Raw genomic sequence first — 15,577 nt, forward strand, 5'->3', positions numbered from 1 at the left:
TCAATGCACCATCTGGTTCATATCGATGATGGGCATCATGATGGCCAGCACGATCAACAAGACCATGCCGCCCATGAACAGGATCAGCAGCGGCTCCATCAGCGTGGTGAAGGTGGCGAGCTTGCGCTCGACTTCCTGCTCCTGCTGCTGGGCGGCGCGGTCCAGCATATGGGCCAGCGTGCCGCTGGATTCGCCGCTGCCGATCAGATGAATCAGCACCGGCGGGAATTGGCGGGTGGCGTGCAGCGCGCGCGACAACGCCACGCCTTCGCGCACCTTGGCCATCACCTCGCTGACCGCGTCCTGCATCGGCAGCAGCGTCATCAGCCCGCGCGCCGTTTCCAGCGCGGTCAGCAGCGGCACGCCGCTGCCCACCAGGATGGACAGGGTACTAGCCATGCGCGCGGTGTTGAGCGCGCGCAGCAGGCGGCCGAACACCGGCAGTTTCAGCAGCCGGGCATGGAAGCGCCGCTTCAGCGCCGGCGCGCGCAGAGCGCGCACGGTCAGGAACAGCGCGGCGACGATGCCGACCAGCAGCGCGACGCCCCACTGGCGCAGGAAATCGCTGGCGGCCACCAGCGCCCGGGTCAGGAAGGGCAAGGTCTGCTTGGTCTGGGCGAACACACTGACCACCTGCGGCACCACATAGCTCATCAGACCGGCCACCACCAGGATGGCCACCACGGTGACCACCGCCGGATAGGCCATCGCCAGCATCACTTTCTGCTGGGTGTTCTGGCGCTTGTCCAGGTATTCGGCCAAGCGCGCCATCACGGTGTCGAGATGGCCGGACTGTTCGCCGGCCTGCACCAGCGAGCGATACAGCGGAAAAAACACGCCGGGCGCGGCGGCCAGCGCCTGGGCGAAGCTCTTGCCTTCCAGGATGTCGCTGCGCAAGGCAGCCAGCACGGTGCGGCTGCGCGGATGCTCGCACTGCTCGGTCACCGCGGTCAGCGCCTTTTCCAGCGGCAGGCCGGCGTTGAGCAAGGTGGACAGCTGTTCGGTGATCATCACCAGTTCCGCGCGCGGCAGGCCGCGGCGCAGGGCGATGCTGCCGGCGTCGCCGCTCTTGGCGTTGACGCCTTCCACCTCCACCGGCAGCAGGCCGCGCTCGCGCAGCTGGCTGCGCGCGGCGCGCGCGGAATCGGCCTCGAGCAGGCCTTTCTGCTCCTTGCCGGCGGGATTGAGCGCGGTGAAACGGAAGGCGGCCATCAGTTTCTCGTCACCCGCATGATTTCTTCCAGCGAGGTCTCGCCGGCCTTGACCCAGCGCAGGCCGTCGTCGCGCAGCGAGCGCATGCCATGGCGGGCGGCGTGATCGCGCATTTTCTGTTCCGAGGCGCGGTCGTGGATCAGGCGCTGCAGCGCATCGTCGACCAGCAGCAGCTCATAGACGCCGTAGCGCCCCTTGTAGCCGGAATGGCCGCAGACCGCGCAACCCACCGGCCGGTAATGCGGAGTATCCGCCGAACCTTCCAGCGGCACCGGATGCGGCGCCTTGCACTGCGGGCACAACCTGCGCACCAGGCGCTGCGCCATCACCCCCAGCAGGCTGGACGCCAGCAGGAAGGGTTCGACGCCCATGTCCACCAAGCGCGTCACCGCCGAGGCGGCGTCGTTGGTGTGCAGCGTGGCCAGCACCAGGTGACCGGTCAGCGAGGCCTGCACCGCGATCTGCGCGGTTTCCAGGTCGCGGATCTCGCCTATCATCACCACGTCAGGATCCTGACGCAGAATCGCGCGCAGCGCCTTGGCGAAACTCATGTCGATGCGCGGATTGACCTGGGTCTGACCCACGCCGTCCAGGTGGTATTCCACCGGGTCTTCCACCGTCATGATATTGGTGTGCTGGGCGTCCAAGCGGGACAGCGCCGCGTACAAGGTGGTGGTCTTGCCCGAGCCGGTAGGGCCGGTGACCAGCAGAATGCCGTGCGGCTGGCGGATCACCTTGTCCACCGCCTGCAGCGTGTCCGCCGCCATGCCCAGCGTGGCCAGGTCGAGACGAGCGTTTTCCTTGTCCAGCAGGCGCAGCACCACGCGCTCGCCATGGCTGGTGGGCAGGGTGGACACCCGCACATCCACTGGGCGGCCGCCCAGGCGCAGCGAGATGCGGCCATCCTGCGGAATGCGTTTTTCCGCAATGTCGAGATTGGCCATGATCTTGATCCGCGACACCATGGCCGCGTGCAAGGCGCGATGCGGGCTGACCACGTCGCGTAGCGAGCCGTCCAGGCGGAAGCGCACCACCGAGCGGTCTTCGAAGGCCTCGATGTGGATGTCGGAGGCGCCGTCGCGCAGCGCCTGGGTCAGCAAGGCGTTGATCATGCGGATGATGGGCGCGTCGCCCTCGCTTTCCAGCAAATCCTCCACCGTCGGCAAGGACTCCACCATCTGGGTCAGGTCCAGGTCCTGGCCGATATCGTCCACCACCTCGGCCGCCGCGCCGTCGCGGTTGGCGTAGTGCTCGGACAGGCGCTTGTCGAACAGCGCCGCTTCCAGCGTCTCGATGCCGGACAAGCCCTGGCCGTGCAGACGCAACACTTCGGCCCAGGCCTCGGGCCGGCAGTCCTCGCGCAGCAGCAGATGGCGGCCGCTCTCCCCGTCCAGCAGGATCACGCCGTTGGCGCGCGCGAACGGAAAGGCCAGCGTCGGCGACAGCTTGGGCTTGTTCATTTCGGCTGCGCCTTCAGGCTCTGCTCCAGCGTGGAGCGGATACCGCCCTCCGGCAGCGATTTCAGCGCCGAATCCAAGTTCATCTGCAGCTTTTCCTTCTCGACCTTTTGGCCCTCGCCGATGATGTAGTTGTAACGATCGGTGGCGATGGAACGCGCGCCCAGATCATCGCGAATGATGGTGGGCTTGATGAAGATCATCAGATTGGTCTTGTTGCGCTGCTTGTTGCTGTAGCGGAACAAAGCGCCCAGCCACGGGATGTCGCCCAGCAGCGGCACCTTGCTCTCATTGTCGCTCACCGTTTCCTGCAGCAGGCCGCCGATGGCGATGATGCCGCTGTCGTCGACATTGGCGATGGTCTCGATCAGGCGCTTGTTGGTGGTTGGCCCTTGCGGGTTCTTCTCGGTGCCCGGCACGATGGTGGACGCTTCCTGCAGAATCTTCATGCGGATGGAACCGCCTTCGGAAATCTGCGGCGTGATTTCCAGGTTGAAGCCTATGGTCTTGCGGTCATAGGTCTGGAAGGGATTGACCGCGCCGCCGCTGCTGCCGCCGGTATTGCTGTACTGGCCGGTCAGGATGGGCACTTCCTGGCCGATCTGGATCTTGGCCTTCTCATTGTCCATCGCCATCAAGGACGGGCTGGACAGGACATTGCCGCCCACCTCGGTTTCCATCGCCTTGGCCAGCGCACCCATGTTCAGCACAGTGCCGATGCCGGGAATATTGACCGTGCCCTTGACCCAGCCCACGTTCAGGCCGCCGGAGCCGGCCAGGGTGCCCAACGGCGTGGCGGCGGTGCCGCCGGCCAGCGCGCCGCCGGACAAGCCGATGATGCCGGGGCCGCTGTTGCCGGGGAAGTTGGTGCCGCCGAACACGCCGGCGCCATTGCCGTTGAGCGCGCCCAGCGCCTGCCATTGCACGCCCAGCTCCATCGCCCGCTGCGCGGCCACCTCCACCACCAGCGCCTCCACCAGCACTTGGGCTCGGCGTTTGTCCAGCAGGTCGATGACATTGCGCAGATTCTGGTACATCGCGTCCGGCACGTTCAGGATTAGCGCGTTATTGGTGGGATCGGCCTGGATCATGGAGCCACCGCCGCCAGCGCCGCTGCTGCTGGCGCTGGCCGCGCTGTCGCCGCCCACCGGGCTGGCCGCCTGCGCGGCGCTGGACGAAGACGCGGACGAAGCGCTGGAGCCACTGCTCGAGCTGCTCTGGTTCAACAAGCTGGAACTGGAGCCGCCATTGGTCGACACCGCGGTGCGCCCCTGCAGCGGGCCGGCGTCGCCGGTCATCAAGGCGCGCAGCGTCTGCGCCACCTTGCCGGCCTCGGCGTTCTTCAGATAGACCACGCGCACATTGGCGCCGGCCTGACTGGGCTGATCCAGCAGCTTGAGCAGGCTTTTGACCTTGCCTATCTTGCCGGGGGTATCGGCGCGCACCATCAGCACATTGGCGCGCGCGTCGGGAATAATGGTGGTCTTGCCGCCGTCGGCGCCAGCGCTGCTGTCCTGCAGCAGCTTGTTCAGGCTGCCGGCCAACTCCACCGCGGAGCCGAACAACACCGGTATCACCACGGTATCGCCAGCGGCGGCGCTTTCGATCGAATCAATGATGGACTCGATGCGCTGGATATTGTCGGCGTAGTCGGTAACGATCAGCGCATTGGACTGCGGATAGGCGGCAATGGTGTTGTTGGGCGACACGATGGGCCGGATCACCGGCACCAACTGATTGGCGTTGCCGTATTTGAGCGTGAACACCTTGGTGATCAGGCGGTCGCCGTCGCCGCGTGGAATGCCCTTGCTGGCCTTGGCGTGCAGCTTGGCGTCGGCCTCCGGCACGATCTTGACCACGCCGCCGCCCTCCACCGCGGAAAAACCCTGCAAGCGCAGCGAGGACAACAAGATCTGGTAGGACAGCGCGCGCGGCACCGGCTTGCTGGACACGATGTTGACCGTGCCTTTCACCCGCGGGTCGATGATGAAGTTCTTGCCGGTGATCTCGCCTATCGCCTTGACCACGGTTTCGATGTCGGCGTTGACGAAGTTGAGCATCACCGCGTCATTCTGCGGCGCGGCGGCCAGGACGGCATTGCAACTGTAGACCAGGGCCAGGATGGCGACGAGTTTGTGGACACGCATATATTCAGTCTTCTTATTGGCGAACCATGCTGGCGGAATCCAGCCCAGGTTGCTGCGGGGTTTCAGGATTCACAGGAACCACGGCGGGAGGAGAAACGGGAGCCTGGGACGGAGGAGCGACCGGGGACGGTATCGGCATGGACGGTGGAGCCACGCCGCCAGCGCCGCCGGAACCGGGGGCGCGTTCGATCAGCGGCACGAACTGCTCGCTGCCGCCGGAGCGCATCACCACGCCGGAAGCGGTGATCCGGGCCAATTCCCAGCCGTCCGGCGTTGTCTTGCCCTGCAGCAAGGCCACCGAGCGGCCATTGTCATCGATCACGGCGAAGCCCGGCACGCCGGAAGCCTGCGGCGCGTACACGCCTATCAGCCGCACCGGCGGCAAGGCTACCGCCTGCTGCGCCACCGGCTCGCCAAACCAATGCGCAATCGCCACCTTGGCGGCGGCGGATTGCGGCGCTGGCTCGCTTAAGCCTCGCCACTGCTTGGCGGCGGGGCCGAACCACGGCGCCACGGCCGTGCCCAGCCACACGGCGGCGCCTGCCAGCGCCAGCCAGGGCAAGGCGGCGACCAGACGCCCCAGCACCGCCGCCGACGGCAACAACCGTTTCCCCTTTTCACTCCAATGGACCACTTGCTTCATGCATTTGGGCTTCTGTTATATGAGATAAGCAAAGCTCCACAAGGGGAGCCGCACGACACACCAAGCATGCTTGCTCTTGTTAGAACTTGTTCAAAGTCTGCGACGCTTCGGCGCTAGGGCGTTGAAAACATCTTCAGAATGCTCACCTACCGTATGCTTCTTCAGCCGCAACGCCTTGTCTCGCTCTTGCTCGCGAGACTTTGAACGAGCTCTCAAAGAGTCGCCAAAAACCCCAGTGCAGCACCGATTGCCGTCGTCTGATGCGCTATCGGCCTCTGCGCGTCTCGTCTCAAGGTCTCCAGGCCAGCCCGCTCGGCGGACAAACGCGTACGACAGCCTGTTCACCAAAACAGCTTGTTTGAGGCTCTGTGCAGCAAATTATTCGCACGACAAATAGATACAGTCAACGCAAAAAATGACTATATCGCATATCGAATTCAACATCATTAAATTTGTCGCCATCAAGCAATGATTGAGCAATGACAGCCATATGGCATGCCCATGACGCAATTCCGTCCGCGCGCCTTAATCGGGACAGGATAATGGAAATCCTCGCCCTAATCCTGATGGCCTAGCCTGCGGACCCATCAATATTGCCACGAATCGTAGAGACTACTTACTCTTTATGTAATGAAAATAGAGCGCTACAGACAAGCCGATGCCAAGCAAAAGCAGCAGCAGGATCAGCCAGGGGGGTATTAGCCACCCCGATACTGGACTAACAAGAATAGTCGAAAAGGAAAAATACACGATCAATATTGCGACTCTTTTACCGCCCGCATACATGGAGCCCGCCGCGCCAAGCAAGGCAAGCAGGGCTCCGATAAGCGCGGGCGTAAAAATCAGGCTGGCGACAAAAGCCAATACCGACAAAAACAAGCCAAACCATCCCGCCCACAAGCCCAGCCTCATCCTCCATTTGGGCATCATTGCTTCCTTTCACTCTGGCTTTTGGCCCCTCTTGCAGCATCGCTGCTGATTCTTTCGGCAATCGCCATCGCCTCCTCCCGGTTTATATTCAAAGCGCTGATCGCCCACCCACCCCTCATCTGCCCAACAAGCATTGATCATCTGCTTCCTGTTTGAGCCATACAAGCACTCAAGCATTGCAGTCTTCACGATGACTCACGCCTATTATCCGCAACACTCGTGCGAGCACTGACTCAAATGACTGCACATCAGCGATACCTCTATGGCCAACAACACCGTCTCTCCTATCCAAATCCAGATTTACCGGGCCTCCCAGTCCTAAGAACCTGTTCAAAGTCTCGCGAGCAAGGGCGAGACAAGGCGAAAACGAGCGAAAAAGCGGAATGTACTCGTGGTACATGAGCATTTTGAGCTCGTACTCACCGTGCTACGCCTCATGAAGCGCAGCAGACTTTGAACAGGTTCTAAGCGCACCGGCCAATCACACCTTATACAAGCCGTTCGACTTAGGGCCGCCAATAAAAATCAATTTCACGCCTGAGGCAAATTAGCGGAACGCAGCATTAGGAATTTCATTAGCCACTCTCAAGCATTATTGAAAGAAGAAACGGCCCCAGAAACAGGCAAGGTAAATATCGAAACTGTGATTAGCACAGCCTCTAAATGTGAAAAATACTCAACCATATAAGTTCAGGCAGACTCAAACTTTATTGGCCATTTACCTCTCGCCGAAAAGCTTGACTATTTAAAATCAAACAAACCACTCAGGTCAACGCAACGAGAGCCCCCATCAAAAACCGCATCATCCGTACCACATCAACATAAAGACAAATTATATTTTTCTCAAAAAATAAATGCATTTAATAAAAAAGCCGCACTTCACAGTGCGGCTTTTACTGACTAGCTATGCAAAATCAGAACCAGGCCTCATCCATCTCCAGCACGCTGTCCGCGCCCGCCACAATAGCCGCGGCCAAGCCTCCCACCTGCGGCAGCAGGTGCTCGCCATAGAAACGCGCGGTGGCCAACTTGGCCTGCAGGAAGTCCTGATCCACCTCGGCCTCCCCCAGCCTGGCCTTGGCGATCAAGGCCGCGCGAGCCATCTGCCAGCCGCCCAGGGTGATGCCCATCAGCTTGAGGAAAGGCACCGAGCCGGCGGCGGCCCGCTGCGGCTGCTCGGCAAAAGTCGCCAGGATGAAATCGACGCAGCCACGCGCCTGCTTGACCGCTTCGTCCAGATTGTCCGCCAGACTCGCCAGCCCGGCCGCGCGCAATTTGGCCACGCAGCCCGTGGCCTCTTCCAGCAAGGCGCGCGCGGTGGCGCCACCATCGCTGGCGGTCTTGCGCCCGATCAGGTCCAGCGCCTGGATGCCGGTGGTGCCTTCGTAAATCGCGGTGATGCGCGCGTCGCGGTAATACTGGGCGACGCCGGTTTCCTCGATATAGCCCATGCCGCCATGCACTTGCAGCGCCAGGCTGGTGATTTCATTGGCCTGCTCGGTGTTCCAGCCCTTGACCACGGGAATCAGGAAATTGACCAATGCCTGGTTGCGCGCCGCTTCGCTGGCCACCGGGTGGCGCGCGGCGCGATCCAGCGCCGCCGCCGCATACAAGGTCAGCGCCCGCTGCGCTTCCACTTGGGCGCGCATGGTCAGCAGCATGCGGCGCACGTCAGGATGGCGGATGATGGCCACGCCGCTGGGATCGGGCGAGCCCACTGCGCGGCTCTGCACCCGCTCGCGCGCGTATTCCACCGCTTTCTGGTAGGCGCGCTCCGACACCGCCATGCCTTCAATGCCCACGCCCAAGCGCGCGTGGTTCATCATGGTGAACATATAGTTCAAGCCTTTATTGGCTTCACCGACCAGATAGCCGATCGCGCCGTCCTGGTCGCCGAAGCTCATCACCGCGGTGGGACTGCCGTGGATGCCCAGCTTGTGCTCCAGCGACACGCAACGCACATCGTTGCGCGCGCCCAGGCTGCCGTCGGCGTTGACCAGGAATTTGGGCACGATGAACAGCGAAATCCCTTTCACCCCGGCCGGCGCGTCCGGCAGCCGTGCCAGCACCAAGTGGACGATGTTGTCCGCCATATCGTGCTCGCCCCAGGTGATGAAGATTTTCTGGCCGCTGATGCGGTAGCTGCCATCCGCCTGCGGCAGCGCCTTGCTGCGAACCTGGGCCAGGTCGGAGCCGGCCTGCGGCTCGGTCAAATTCATGGTGCCGGTCCATTCACCGCTGGACATGCGCGGCAGATAGATACTCTTGAGCGCGTCCGACGCGTGGTGATGGATGGCCTCGACCGCGCCCAGGGTCAGCAGCGGCGCCAGCGAAAACGCCAGATTGGCCGAGCACCACATCTCCTCGGCCGCGGCCGCCACCAAGGCCGGCATGCCCTGACCGCCATAGGCTTCCGGCGCGCGCAGCCCCACCCAGCCGGCCTCGACATACTGCTGCCAGGCATCCTTGAAACCGGGCGCGGCGCTGACTTCGCCATCGCGCCATGTCGCGCCCTGGTCGCCCTGCTTGTTGATCGGCGCCAGCACGCCTTCGGCGAACTTGGCGCCCTCTTCCAGAATGGCGTCCACCAGTTCCACCGAACATTCGCCATAGCCGGGCAAGCCGCAGATGGCCGGCAGTTCGGCCAGCTCGTTGAGCGCGAATTGAATGTCCTTGATCGGTGCTTGATAAATCATCGCCTTCTCCTCGTGTTTGGATGGCTTGGACCGCCGGTTCGGCCGGCAATCGGTTTCTATTTGCAGACATGGAAAAGCCGGCAAGCGCCGCGACGGGTCCGGACCGCATCGGGCCGATGACTACGCGCGGGCGTTGCCGGCTGAATATTATTGTTCCGACGGCCGTGCGGCGCGCCGAACCCTGTCCACGCCGTCGAGAACCTCGCGGCGTGGATCCGGGATTATTTGGACAACTCGGCCATCAACTCCGGCACCACGGTGAACAGGTCGCCGACGATGCCGTAATCCGCCACCTGGAAGATGGGCGCTTCCTCGTCCTTGTTGATGGCAACGATCACCTTGGAGTCCTTCATGCCGGCCAGGTGCTGGATCGCGCCGGAGATGCCGACCGCGAAGTACAGCTGCGGCGCCACTACTTTTCCGGTCTGACCCACCTGGTAGTCGTTCGGCGCATAGCCGGCGTCCACCGCGGCGCGGGAAGCGCCGACAGCGGCGGAGAGCTTGTCCGCCAGCGGATCGATCACCGCCTTGAACTGCTCTTCGGAGCCCAAGGCGCGGCCGCCGGAAACGATGACCTTGGCCGAGCCCAGTTCCGGACGATCGGACTTGGTCAGCTCCTGGCCGACAAAGCTGGACAGCTGCGCGTCGGCGGCCGCGGCCACCGTTTCCACCGCGGCGGAACCACCCTGGCCCGCCGCGTCGAAGGCAGTGGTGCGCACGGTGATGACCTTGATCGGGTCGACGGATTGCACGGTGGCCAACACATTGCCGGCGTAGATGGGCCGCACGAAGGTGTCGGCGGACTCGACGGCGACGATCTCGGAGATCTGCGCCACGTCCAGCAAGGCGGCCACGCGCGGCAGCAGGTTCTTGCCGAAGGAGGACGCCGGCGCCAGCACATGGCTGTAGCTCTTGGCCAGGCCGGACACCAGCGCGCCCAGGTTTTCAGCCAAGCCGTGCGCGTAGTGCGCGGCGTCGGCCAGCAGCACCTTGGCGACGCCGGCCACGCTCTTGGCGGCCTCGGCGGCGGCGGCGGCGTTGTGGCCGGCCACCAGCACATGCACTTCGCCCAACTTGGCGGCGGCGGTTACGGTGTTCAGGGTGCCTGCTTTCAGGCTCTGGTTGTCGTGTTCAGCGATAACGAGAATGGCCATGGCTTACAGCACCTTTGCTTCGGTTTTCAGTTTGGCGACCAGCTCGGCGGCATTGGCCACCTTGATGCCGGCGCTGCGCTTGGAGGGCTCGGCGACCTTCAGCGTCTTCAGGCGCGGAGCCGGGTCCACGCCCAACTCAGCCGGCGTGGTCTTGTCCAGCGGCTTTTTCTTGGCGGCCATGATATTGGGCAGCTTGATGAAGCGCGGCTCGTTCAGGCGCAGGTCGGAGGTGACCACCGCCGGCAGACGCAGCTTGACGGTTTCCAGGCCGCCGTCGATCTCACGGGTGACATCCACGGTTTCAGCGCTCAAATCCACCTTGGACGCGAACGTGCCCTGGCCCCAGCCCAGCAGCGCCGACACCATCTGGCCGGTCTGGTTGGCGTCGTCGTCGATCGCCTGCTTGCCGACGATCAAGAGCTGCGGCTGTTCCTTGTCCGCCACCGCTTTCAGCAGCTTGGCCACCGCCAGCGGCTGCAGCTCGGCATCGGTTTCCACCAGGATGGCACGATCCGCGCCCATCGCCAGCGCGGTGCGCAGCGTTTCCTCGCATTGCTTGACGCCCAGCGACACCGCGACGATTTCGCTGACCTTGCCGGCTTCCTTGAGGCGCACCGCCTCTTCCACCGCGATTTCATCAAACGGGTTCATCGACATCTTGACGTTGGCGATATCCACGTCAGTGCCGTCGGCCTTGACCCGAACCTTCACGTTGTAATCCACAACGCGTTTCACAGCGACTAGAACTTTCATATTCCTCCAACAAACCTCTGGACATCTCTTAAAGAAACCTGGGGCGGCCTGGTGCCGCCGCCGCGCCATCATTGGGCGGCCGTTTCAGAAATGCCGCCGTCTGGATTGATCGAACGCGGAAGCAGCAATTGCCGAAGCAAGCTTGATTATGCCTCAAGCACAAATTCAAACGAGCGTTTGGTTGGCATGTATTGCATGCGGCGTGGCAAAAACGCAACTTGCCGCCGATAGTACGTGATTTCTCGGCAATTTGCATTTCAGCCCAAAGCTGTCACAATGCAGTGCAGCATTTTCCCGTCATAATCAAGTCAGGAGCGGTCATGACTGTCTGGTTTGAAGATCTTCAGCTCGGCGATTCCGCCGAATTCGGCAAGACCATTACCGAAGCCGATGTGCTGATGTTCGCAGCGGTGTCCGGCGACAACAACCCGGTGCACATCAATCAGGAATACGCGGAGCAAACACCGTTCGAGACTCGCATCGCGCACGGCATGCTGACGGCCAGCCTGATTTCCACGGTTGTTGGCACCCAGCTACCCGGCCACGGCACCATCTACCTGTCGCAATCCACCCGCTTCAAGGCCCCGGTGCGCATCGGCGACACCGTGATTGCCCGCGCCACCGTGATCGAGCTGAATCCGGACAAGCACTTCGTCAAACTGGCGACGCAGTGCACGGTCCGCGGCAAGGTGGTGCTGGAAGGCGAATCCCTAGTCAAGGCGCCCAGCAAGAATTAAGCTTCATGCCTTGACACCGTGCCGAGCCAGCGCCCAGCGCACCGGCTCGGCCACCATCTCGTCGGGAAAATCCAAGCGCGCGCGCAGCCCCGCCACCACTTCCGGCGCGGTGGGCGCGTTGCCCAGGCCCACCGCCAGATTGGACAGCCATTTGACGTAGCCGATGCGGTAAATCGGGCTGCCAGCCATCTTCTGCTTGAACTCGGCCTCGCTCCAAGCGAACAACTCTAGCAAGCTCACGTCGTCCAGACCATGACGCACCGCAAAATCGGCCTCGGCGCTGTCCACCGCGAAACGGTTCCAAGGACAGAACAGCTGGCAATCATCGCAGCCGTAAACGCGATTGCCGATCAAGGGCCGCATCTCCTCCGGAATCGCCCGCTTCAGTTCTATCGTCAGATAGGAAATGCAGCGGCGCGCGTCCACGGTATACGGCGCGACGATGGCCGCGGTGGGACAGACATCGATGCAGCGGGTGCAGCGGCCGCAATGGCCGTCTTCCGCCTCGTCCTCGGGCAAGGGCAGATCGGTGAACAACTCGCCCAGGAAGAACAGCGAGCCCTGATTCTTGGTCAACAGCAGGGTGTGCTTGCCGCGCCAGCCCAGGCCGGCCTGGGCCGCCAGCGCCACTTCGGCCACCGGCGCGCTATCGGTGAACACCCGGTAGCCGAAATCGCCGATCTCCCGCTTGATCCGGTCCGCCAGCGCCTGCAGCCGGTTGCGCAGCACCTTGTGATAGTCGCGCCCCAGCGCGTAGCGCGATAGATAGGCGCGTCCGCCATCGGCCAGCACCTCGGCGGGATCGCGGGCTTGCGGCCAGTAATGCATGCGCAGCGACACGATGGACAAGGTGCCGGGCACCAGATCGGCTGGTTTGACCCGCAGCGCGCCGTGGCGGGCCATATAGTCCATTTCGCCGTGATAGCCGGCGGCAAGCCAGGCATCCAGCTTCTGCTCGGCCTCCGGCGGCAAGCTGGCGCGACCGATTCTGGCATCGGCAAACCCCAATTCTCGCGCCCAGACTTTGATTTGGCGCGCCAATTCGGGATAATCCGGTTTTTGTAAAGAGTTTTCGGTCATGGCCATGAATGATACCAGCGTTCGCTGCGGCTACCTGGAAGATGAAACCGCCACCCTGGCGCTGGGCAAAGCTTTCGCCGAGGCGGCGCAAGCCGGCCTCATCGTCTATTTGCTGGGCGATCTGGGCGCCGGTAAAACCACCTTCACGCGCGGTCTGCTGACCGCGCTCGGCCATGCCGGCAAGGTGAAAAGCCCCACCTATACTTTGGTGGAAAGCTATCCGCTCCCTCACTATAGCGTGCACCATTTCGACCTGTACCGCTTCGCCGATCCGGAAGAATGGGAGGATGCGGGCTTTCGCGAACACTTCGGCCAGGACAGCCTGTGCTTGGTCGAATGGCCGGACAAGGCGGCGGATTTGCTGCCGCGCGCCGACATCGTGCTGGAACTAGCCGTGGCCGGAAACGGTCGCAATTATCGTTTACTTGCCCACTCTGAAACCGGACAGTCATGCCTGATTCGACTTTCGATCCCTTCCGCCGCCGTCTGATCGGCGCGGCCGCAGCCACCTTCATGCTGTCGGTGAGCCGCATCGGCTTTGCCGCCAGCAGCCAGATCGTCGCCCTGCGCATCTGGCCGGCGTCCACTTACACCCGCATCACGCTGGAAGCCAGCGAGGCAATCCAGTACAAGCAATTCACCATCGCCAACCCCAACCGGCTGGTGATAGACCTGCAAGGCGTGCAACTCAATAGCGTGCTCAAGGACATCGGCGGTCAGATTTCCGCCGCCGACCCCTATATCAAGACCGCTCGCGCCGGCCAGTTCGATCCGGAAACCGTGCGCCTGGTGCTGGAACTGAAAGCCGACGTCAAGCCGCAGGCTTTCACGCTGGCACCAGTGGCCGAGTACAAGCACCGACTGGTGGTGGACCTCTACCCAGCCGGGGGCCAGCAGGACGATCCCTTGCTGGCGCTGCTGCAGGACTACAACAAAGGCAAGCTGGAACAACCAGCGCCGCAGATCAAGCCCAAGAAAAAAGACAGCGGCCGCCCCATCATCGTGATGCTGGACCCTGGCCACGGCGGCGAAGACCCCGGCGCCGTCGGTCTGAATGGCACGCGTGAAAAGGACGTGGTGCTGCGCATCGGCAAGCAGTTGAAACGGCTGATCGATGCGGAAAGCAATATGAAAGCCTATATGACCCGCGAGGAAGACGTGTTCATCCCGCTGGGCGTGCGGGTGGCCAAGGCGCGCAAGCTGAACGCGGATCTATTCGTCTCCATTCACGCCGATGCCGCGCCCAACCGCGCCGCGCGCGGCTCTTCGGTGTTCGCCTTGTCTGAAAAAGGCGCCACCAGCGCTTTCGCCAAGGCGCTGGCGCAAAGCCAGAACGACGCCGACCTGATTGGCGGCGTCAAGATAGGCAGCAAGGACAAATACCTGGCCCACACCCTGCTGGACCTGACTCAAACCGCTACCATCAATGACAGCCTGAAGTTGGGCAAGACCGTGCTGGGCCATTTGGGCGGCCTCAACAAGCTACACAAGAGCGCGGTGGAGCAAGCCGGTTTCGCGGTGCTGAAGGCGCCGGACATTCCGTCCATCCTGGTGGAAACCGCCTTCATCTCCAATCCGGAGGAGGAGCAGCGCCTGCTCAGCAGCGATTTCCAGCAGCAAATGGCCAACGCCATTTTCACCGGCATGAAGGGCTATTTCTCGCAGGGCGCGGCGCTGGCCGCCCGAGCCTGAGTCCAAGCCAAAAACAAACAGGTCCCTGACGGGACCTGTTTTTTTATCGGCTCTCCGGTGCTCACTCGCCGCGGCTCGCCTCGCTCGGCGACTCTTCCTGCGCCGGCACTCGATAGCTTTCCGTCGCCCACTCGCCCAAATCGATCAGACGGCAGCGCTTGCTGCAGAACGGGCGGAACTGGCTTTGCGGTTCCCAGCGCACCGGGGCACGGCAGGTGGGACAGGCGACAACGCGAACGGAATCAGACATGGCTTCTCAAAACTTGGCTACAGATCGGCAAAAGCCGGTCAGAACTTGCAATTGGTCAGGTGAAATTCGACATCCTGCTCGGTCTGACGCGGCCGGGACTCCCCGGTCACCGCGCTGACGAAGCGGATATTGAGCGCGTATTTGTTGGCGGACAGCTCGGGCAGCAACTCCAGGCCGCCATCATAGGCGACGCGGATCAGTTGCACCACCTTCCCGCCCGACATCTGCTGGAACACGCCGCGACGCGCCACATAGTGGTGAGTCTTGCCGCTGTCGCGCAGCAAGGTCAGCAGGATGCCCGCGGCCTCGGCGGTCGGCATCAGCGGCGTGGCCCAGCGTTTGATGTCCTGACGCCGCACCTCCGCCGTTTTTTGCTGCCATAGGTGGTAGGACGGTAGATCGAACTGGCAGGTGCCTCCGGGAATGCCCGCGCGCTGCTTGATCGCCATCAGCCATTCATTCTCGCGCAGGTGCTGGCCGAACTTTCCGGTCAAGGCCAACAACCGGCTGGACGCGTGCTCGATATCTTCCAGCACGCCTTCCAAAGTTTCCTCCGCTACCTGCGGATTCTCGCGCAGCGCTTCCAACATCTGCTTCTGCCGCTCCAGCTCCTGCAACAGATCCGCCTTCAAGTCGGCGCGCGAGGCGGTTTCCATCAGCTCGAACAACACCAGCAGCGCCGCATGATGGTCATAGGGATGGTCCTTGCCAATGAAATGCCCCAGGCGTGCGTAGAGATGCTCCAGGCGGAGCAGGATGCGGGTTCGCTCGGTGACGGGAAACTCAAAACTGATCACGGCGCATCGGCCCTTCTGCTTGGCTCGCG

At 62.7% G+C, this 15,577-nt stretch carries 14 protein-coding genes; 3 read left to right on the forward strand and 11 right to left on the reverse strand.

Annotated elements, in window-relative coordinates:
• From gspF to ACE3QM_RS16830, 8 genes are all read right to left on the reverse strand, one after another.
• Positions 1-1,212: a type II secretion system inner membrane protein GspF gene (gspF, locus tag ACE3QM_RS16795; protein WP_374423468.1), complete on the reverse strand. Its 1,212-nt coding sequence runs from the start codon at positions 1,210-1,212 to the stop codon at positions 1-3.
• Complete coding sequence (gene gspE, locus ACE3QM_RS16800) at positions 1,212-2,672, reverse strand: type II secretion system ATPase GspE (RefSeq protein ID WP_374423470.1); 1,461 nt, start codon at positions 2,670-2,672, stop codon at positions 1,212-1,214. Before gspE ends, gspF begins: the two co-directional genes overlap by 1 nt.
• The gene (gene gspD, locus ACE3QM_RS16805) at positions 2,669-4,816 is read right to left on the reverse strand and encodes a type II secretion system secretin GspD (RefSeq protein WP_374423472.1); all 2,148 of its coding nucleotides are present in this window, start codon (positions 4,814-4,816) and stop codon (positions 2,669-2,671) included. Before gspD ends, gspE begins: the two co-directional genes overlap by 4 nt.
• Positions 4,817-4,829: 13 nt before the next feature.
• Entirely contained in the window at positions 4,830-5,459 is a 630-nt protein-coding gene (locus tag ACE3QM_RS16810; RefSeq protein WP_374423474.1) for a hypothetical protein, read from the reverse strand.
• A gap of 612 nt (positions 5,460-6,071) precedes the next feature.
• Complete coding sequence (locus ACE3QM_RS16815) at positions 6,072-6,386, reverse strand: hypothetical protein (protein WP_048409552.1); 315 nt, start codon at positions 6,384-6,386, stop codon at positions 6,072-6,074.
• 917 nt (positions 6,387-7,303) lie between these two features.
• Positions 7,304-9,085 (reverse strand): acyl-CoA dehydrogenase C-terminal domain-containing protein, encoded by a 1,782-nt coding sequence (locus ACE3QM_RS16820; RefSeq protein ID WP_231462441.1) that lies wholly within the window; start codon positions 9,083-9,085, stop codon positions 7,304-7,306.
• Between the two features lie 221 nt (positions 9,086-9,306).
• Positions 9,307-10,239, reverse strand: a complete 933-nt coding sequence (locus tag ACE3QM_RS16825) for an electron transfer flavoprotein subunit alpha/FixB family protein (protein ID WP_048409550.1) — start codon at positions 10,237-10,239, stop codon at positions 9,307-9,309.
• A gap of 3 nt (positions 10,240-10,242) precedes the next feature.
• Positions 10,243-10,992 (reverse strand): electron transfer flavoprotein subunit beta/FixA family protein, encoded by a 750-nt coding sequence (locus ACE3QM_RS16830; RefSeq protein ID WP_048409549.1) that lies wholly within the window; start codon positions 10,990-10,992, stop codon positions 10,243-10,245.
• 320 nt (positions 10,993-11,312) lie between these two features.
• Here ACE3QM_RS16830 and ACE3QM_RS16835 point away from each other — a divergent pair, with 320 nt between their 5' ends.
• Entirely contained in the window at positions 11,313-11,729 is a 417-nt protein-coding gene (locus tag ACE3QM_RS16835) for a MaoC family dehydratase (protein ID WP_048409548.1), read from the forward strand.
• A 3-nt stretch (positions 11,730-11,732) separates the two neighbouring features.
• Here ACE3QM_RS16835 and queG read toward each other — a convergent pair whose 3' ends face one another.
• Complete coding sequence (gene queG / locus ACE3QM_RS16840) at positions 11,733-12,809, reverse strand: tRNA epoxyqueuosine(34) reductase QueG (RefSeq protein WP_374423494.1); 1,077 nt, start codon at positions 12,807-12,809, stop codon at positions 11,733-11,735.
• 4 nt (positions 12,810-12,813) lie between these two features.
• Between queG and tsaE the strand changes: the two genes are divergently transcribed.
• Positions 12,814-13,299: a tRNA (adenosine(37)-N6)-threonylcarbamoyltransferase complex ATPase subunit type 1 TsaE gene (gene tsaE / locus ACE3QM_RS16845; protein WP_374423475.1), complete on the forward strand. Its 486-nt coding sequence runs from the start codon at positions 12,814-12,816 to the stop codon at positions 13,297-13,299.
• The gene (locus tag ACE3QM_RS16850) at positions 13,260-14,501 is read left to right on the forward strand and encodes an N-acetylmuramoyl-L-alanine amidase (RefSeq protein ID WP_048409545.1); all 1,242 of its coding nucleotides are present in this window, start codon (positions 13,260-13,262) and stop codon (positions 14,499-14,501) included. The genes tsaE and ACE3QM_RS16850 overlap by 40 nt, the downstream gene beginning before the upstream one ends.
• A gap of 61 nt (positions 14,502-14,562) precedes the next feature.
• On the opposite strand, the gene yacG is transcribed toward ACE3QM_RS16850, so the two are convergent.
• Both yacG and zapD read right to left on the reverse strand, forming a co-directional pair.
• Entirely contained in the window at positions 14,563-14,751 is a 189-nt protein-coding gene (gene yacG, locus ACE3QM_RS16855) for a DNA gyrase inhibitor YacG (protein ID WP_048409544.1), read from the reverse strand.
• 38 nt (positions 14,752-14,789) lie between these two features.
• Complete coding sequence (zapD, locus tag ACE3QM_RS16860; protein ID WP_048409543.1) at positions 14,790-15,548, reverse strand: cell division protein ZapD; 759 nt, start codon at positions 15,546-15,548, stop codon at positions 14,790-14,792.
• Between the last annotated feature and the right edge of the window lie 29 nt (positions 15,549-15,577).

It is taken from the genome of Chromobacterium sp. (assembly GCF_041912965.1).
Classification (GTDB): Bacteria; Pseudomonadota; Gammaproteobacteria; order Burkholderiales; family Chromobacteriaceae; genus Chromobacterium; species Chromobacterium aquaticum.

Excerpts from the sequence above, each read along its gene's own strand:
- gspF (WP_374423468.1), bottom strand. The coding sequence starts at position 1,212 with ATGGCCGCCTTCCGTTTCACCGCGCTCAATCCCGCCGGCAAGGAGCAG.
- gspE (WP_374423470.1), bottom strand. The coding sequence starts at position 2,672 with ATGAACAAGCCCAAGCTGTCGCCGACGCTGGCCTTTCCGTTCGCGCGC.
- gspD (WP_374423472.1), bottom strand. The coding sequence starts at position 4,816 with ATGCGTGTCCACAAACTCGTCGCCATCCTGGCCCTGGTCTACAGTTGC.
- ACE3QM_RS16810 (WP_374423474.1), bottom strand. The coding sequence starts at position 5,459 with ATGAAGCAAGTGGTCCATTGGAGTGAAAAGGGGAAACGGTTGTTGCCG.
- ACE3QM_RS16815 (WP_048409552.1), bottom strand. The coding sequence starts at position 6,386 with ATGCCCAAATGGAGGATGAGGCTGGGCTTGTGGGCGGGATGGTTTGGC.
- ACE3QM_RS16820 (WP_231462441.1), bottom strand. The coding sequence starts at position 9,085 with ATGATTTATCAAGCACCGATCAAGGACATTCAATTCGCGCTCAACGAG.
- ACE3QM_RS16825 (WP_048409550.1), bottom strand. The coding sequence starts at position 10,239 with ATGGCCATTCTCGTTATCGCTGAACACGACAACCAGAGCCTGAAAGCA.
- ACE3QM_RS16830 (WP_048409549.1), bottom strand. The coding sequence starts at position 10,992 with ATGAAAGTTCTAGTCGCTGTGAAACGCGTTGTGGATTACAACGTGAAG.
- ACE3QM_RS16835 (WP_048409548.1), top strand. The coding sequence starts at position 11,313 with ATGACTGTCTGGTTTGAAGATCTTCAGCTCGGCGATTCCGCCGAATTC.
- queG (WP_374423494.1), bottom strand. The coding sequence starts at position 12,809 with ATGACCGAAAACTCTTTACAAAAACCGGATTATCCCGAATTGGCGCGC.
- tsaE (WP_374423475.1), top strand. The coding sequence starts at position 12,814 with ATGAATGATACCAGCGTTCGCTGCGGCTACCTGGAAGATGAAACCGCC.
- ACE3QM_RS16850 (WP_048409545.1), top strand. The coding sequence starts at position 13,260 with ATGCCTGATTCGACTTTCGATCCCTTCCGCCGCCGTCTGATCGGCGCG.
- yacG (WP_048409544.1), bottom strand. The coding sequence starts at position 14,751 with ATGTCTGATTCCGTTCGCGTTGTCGCCTGTCCCACCTGCCGTGCCCCG.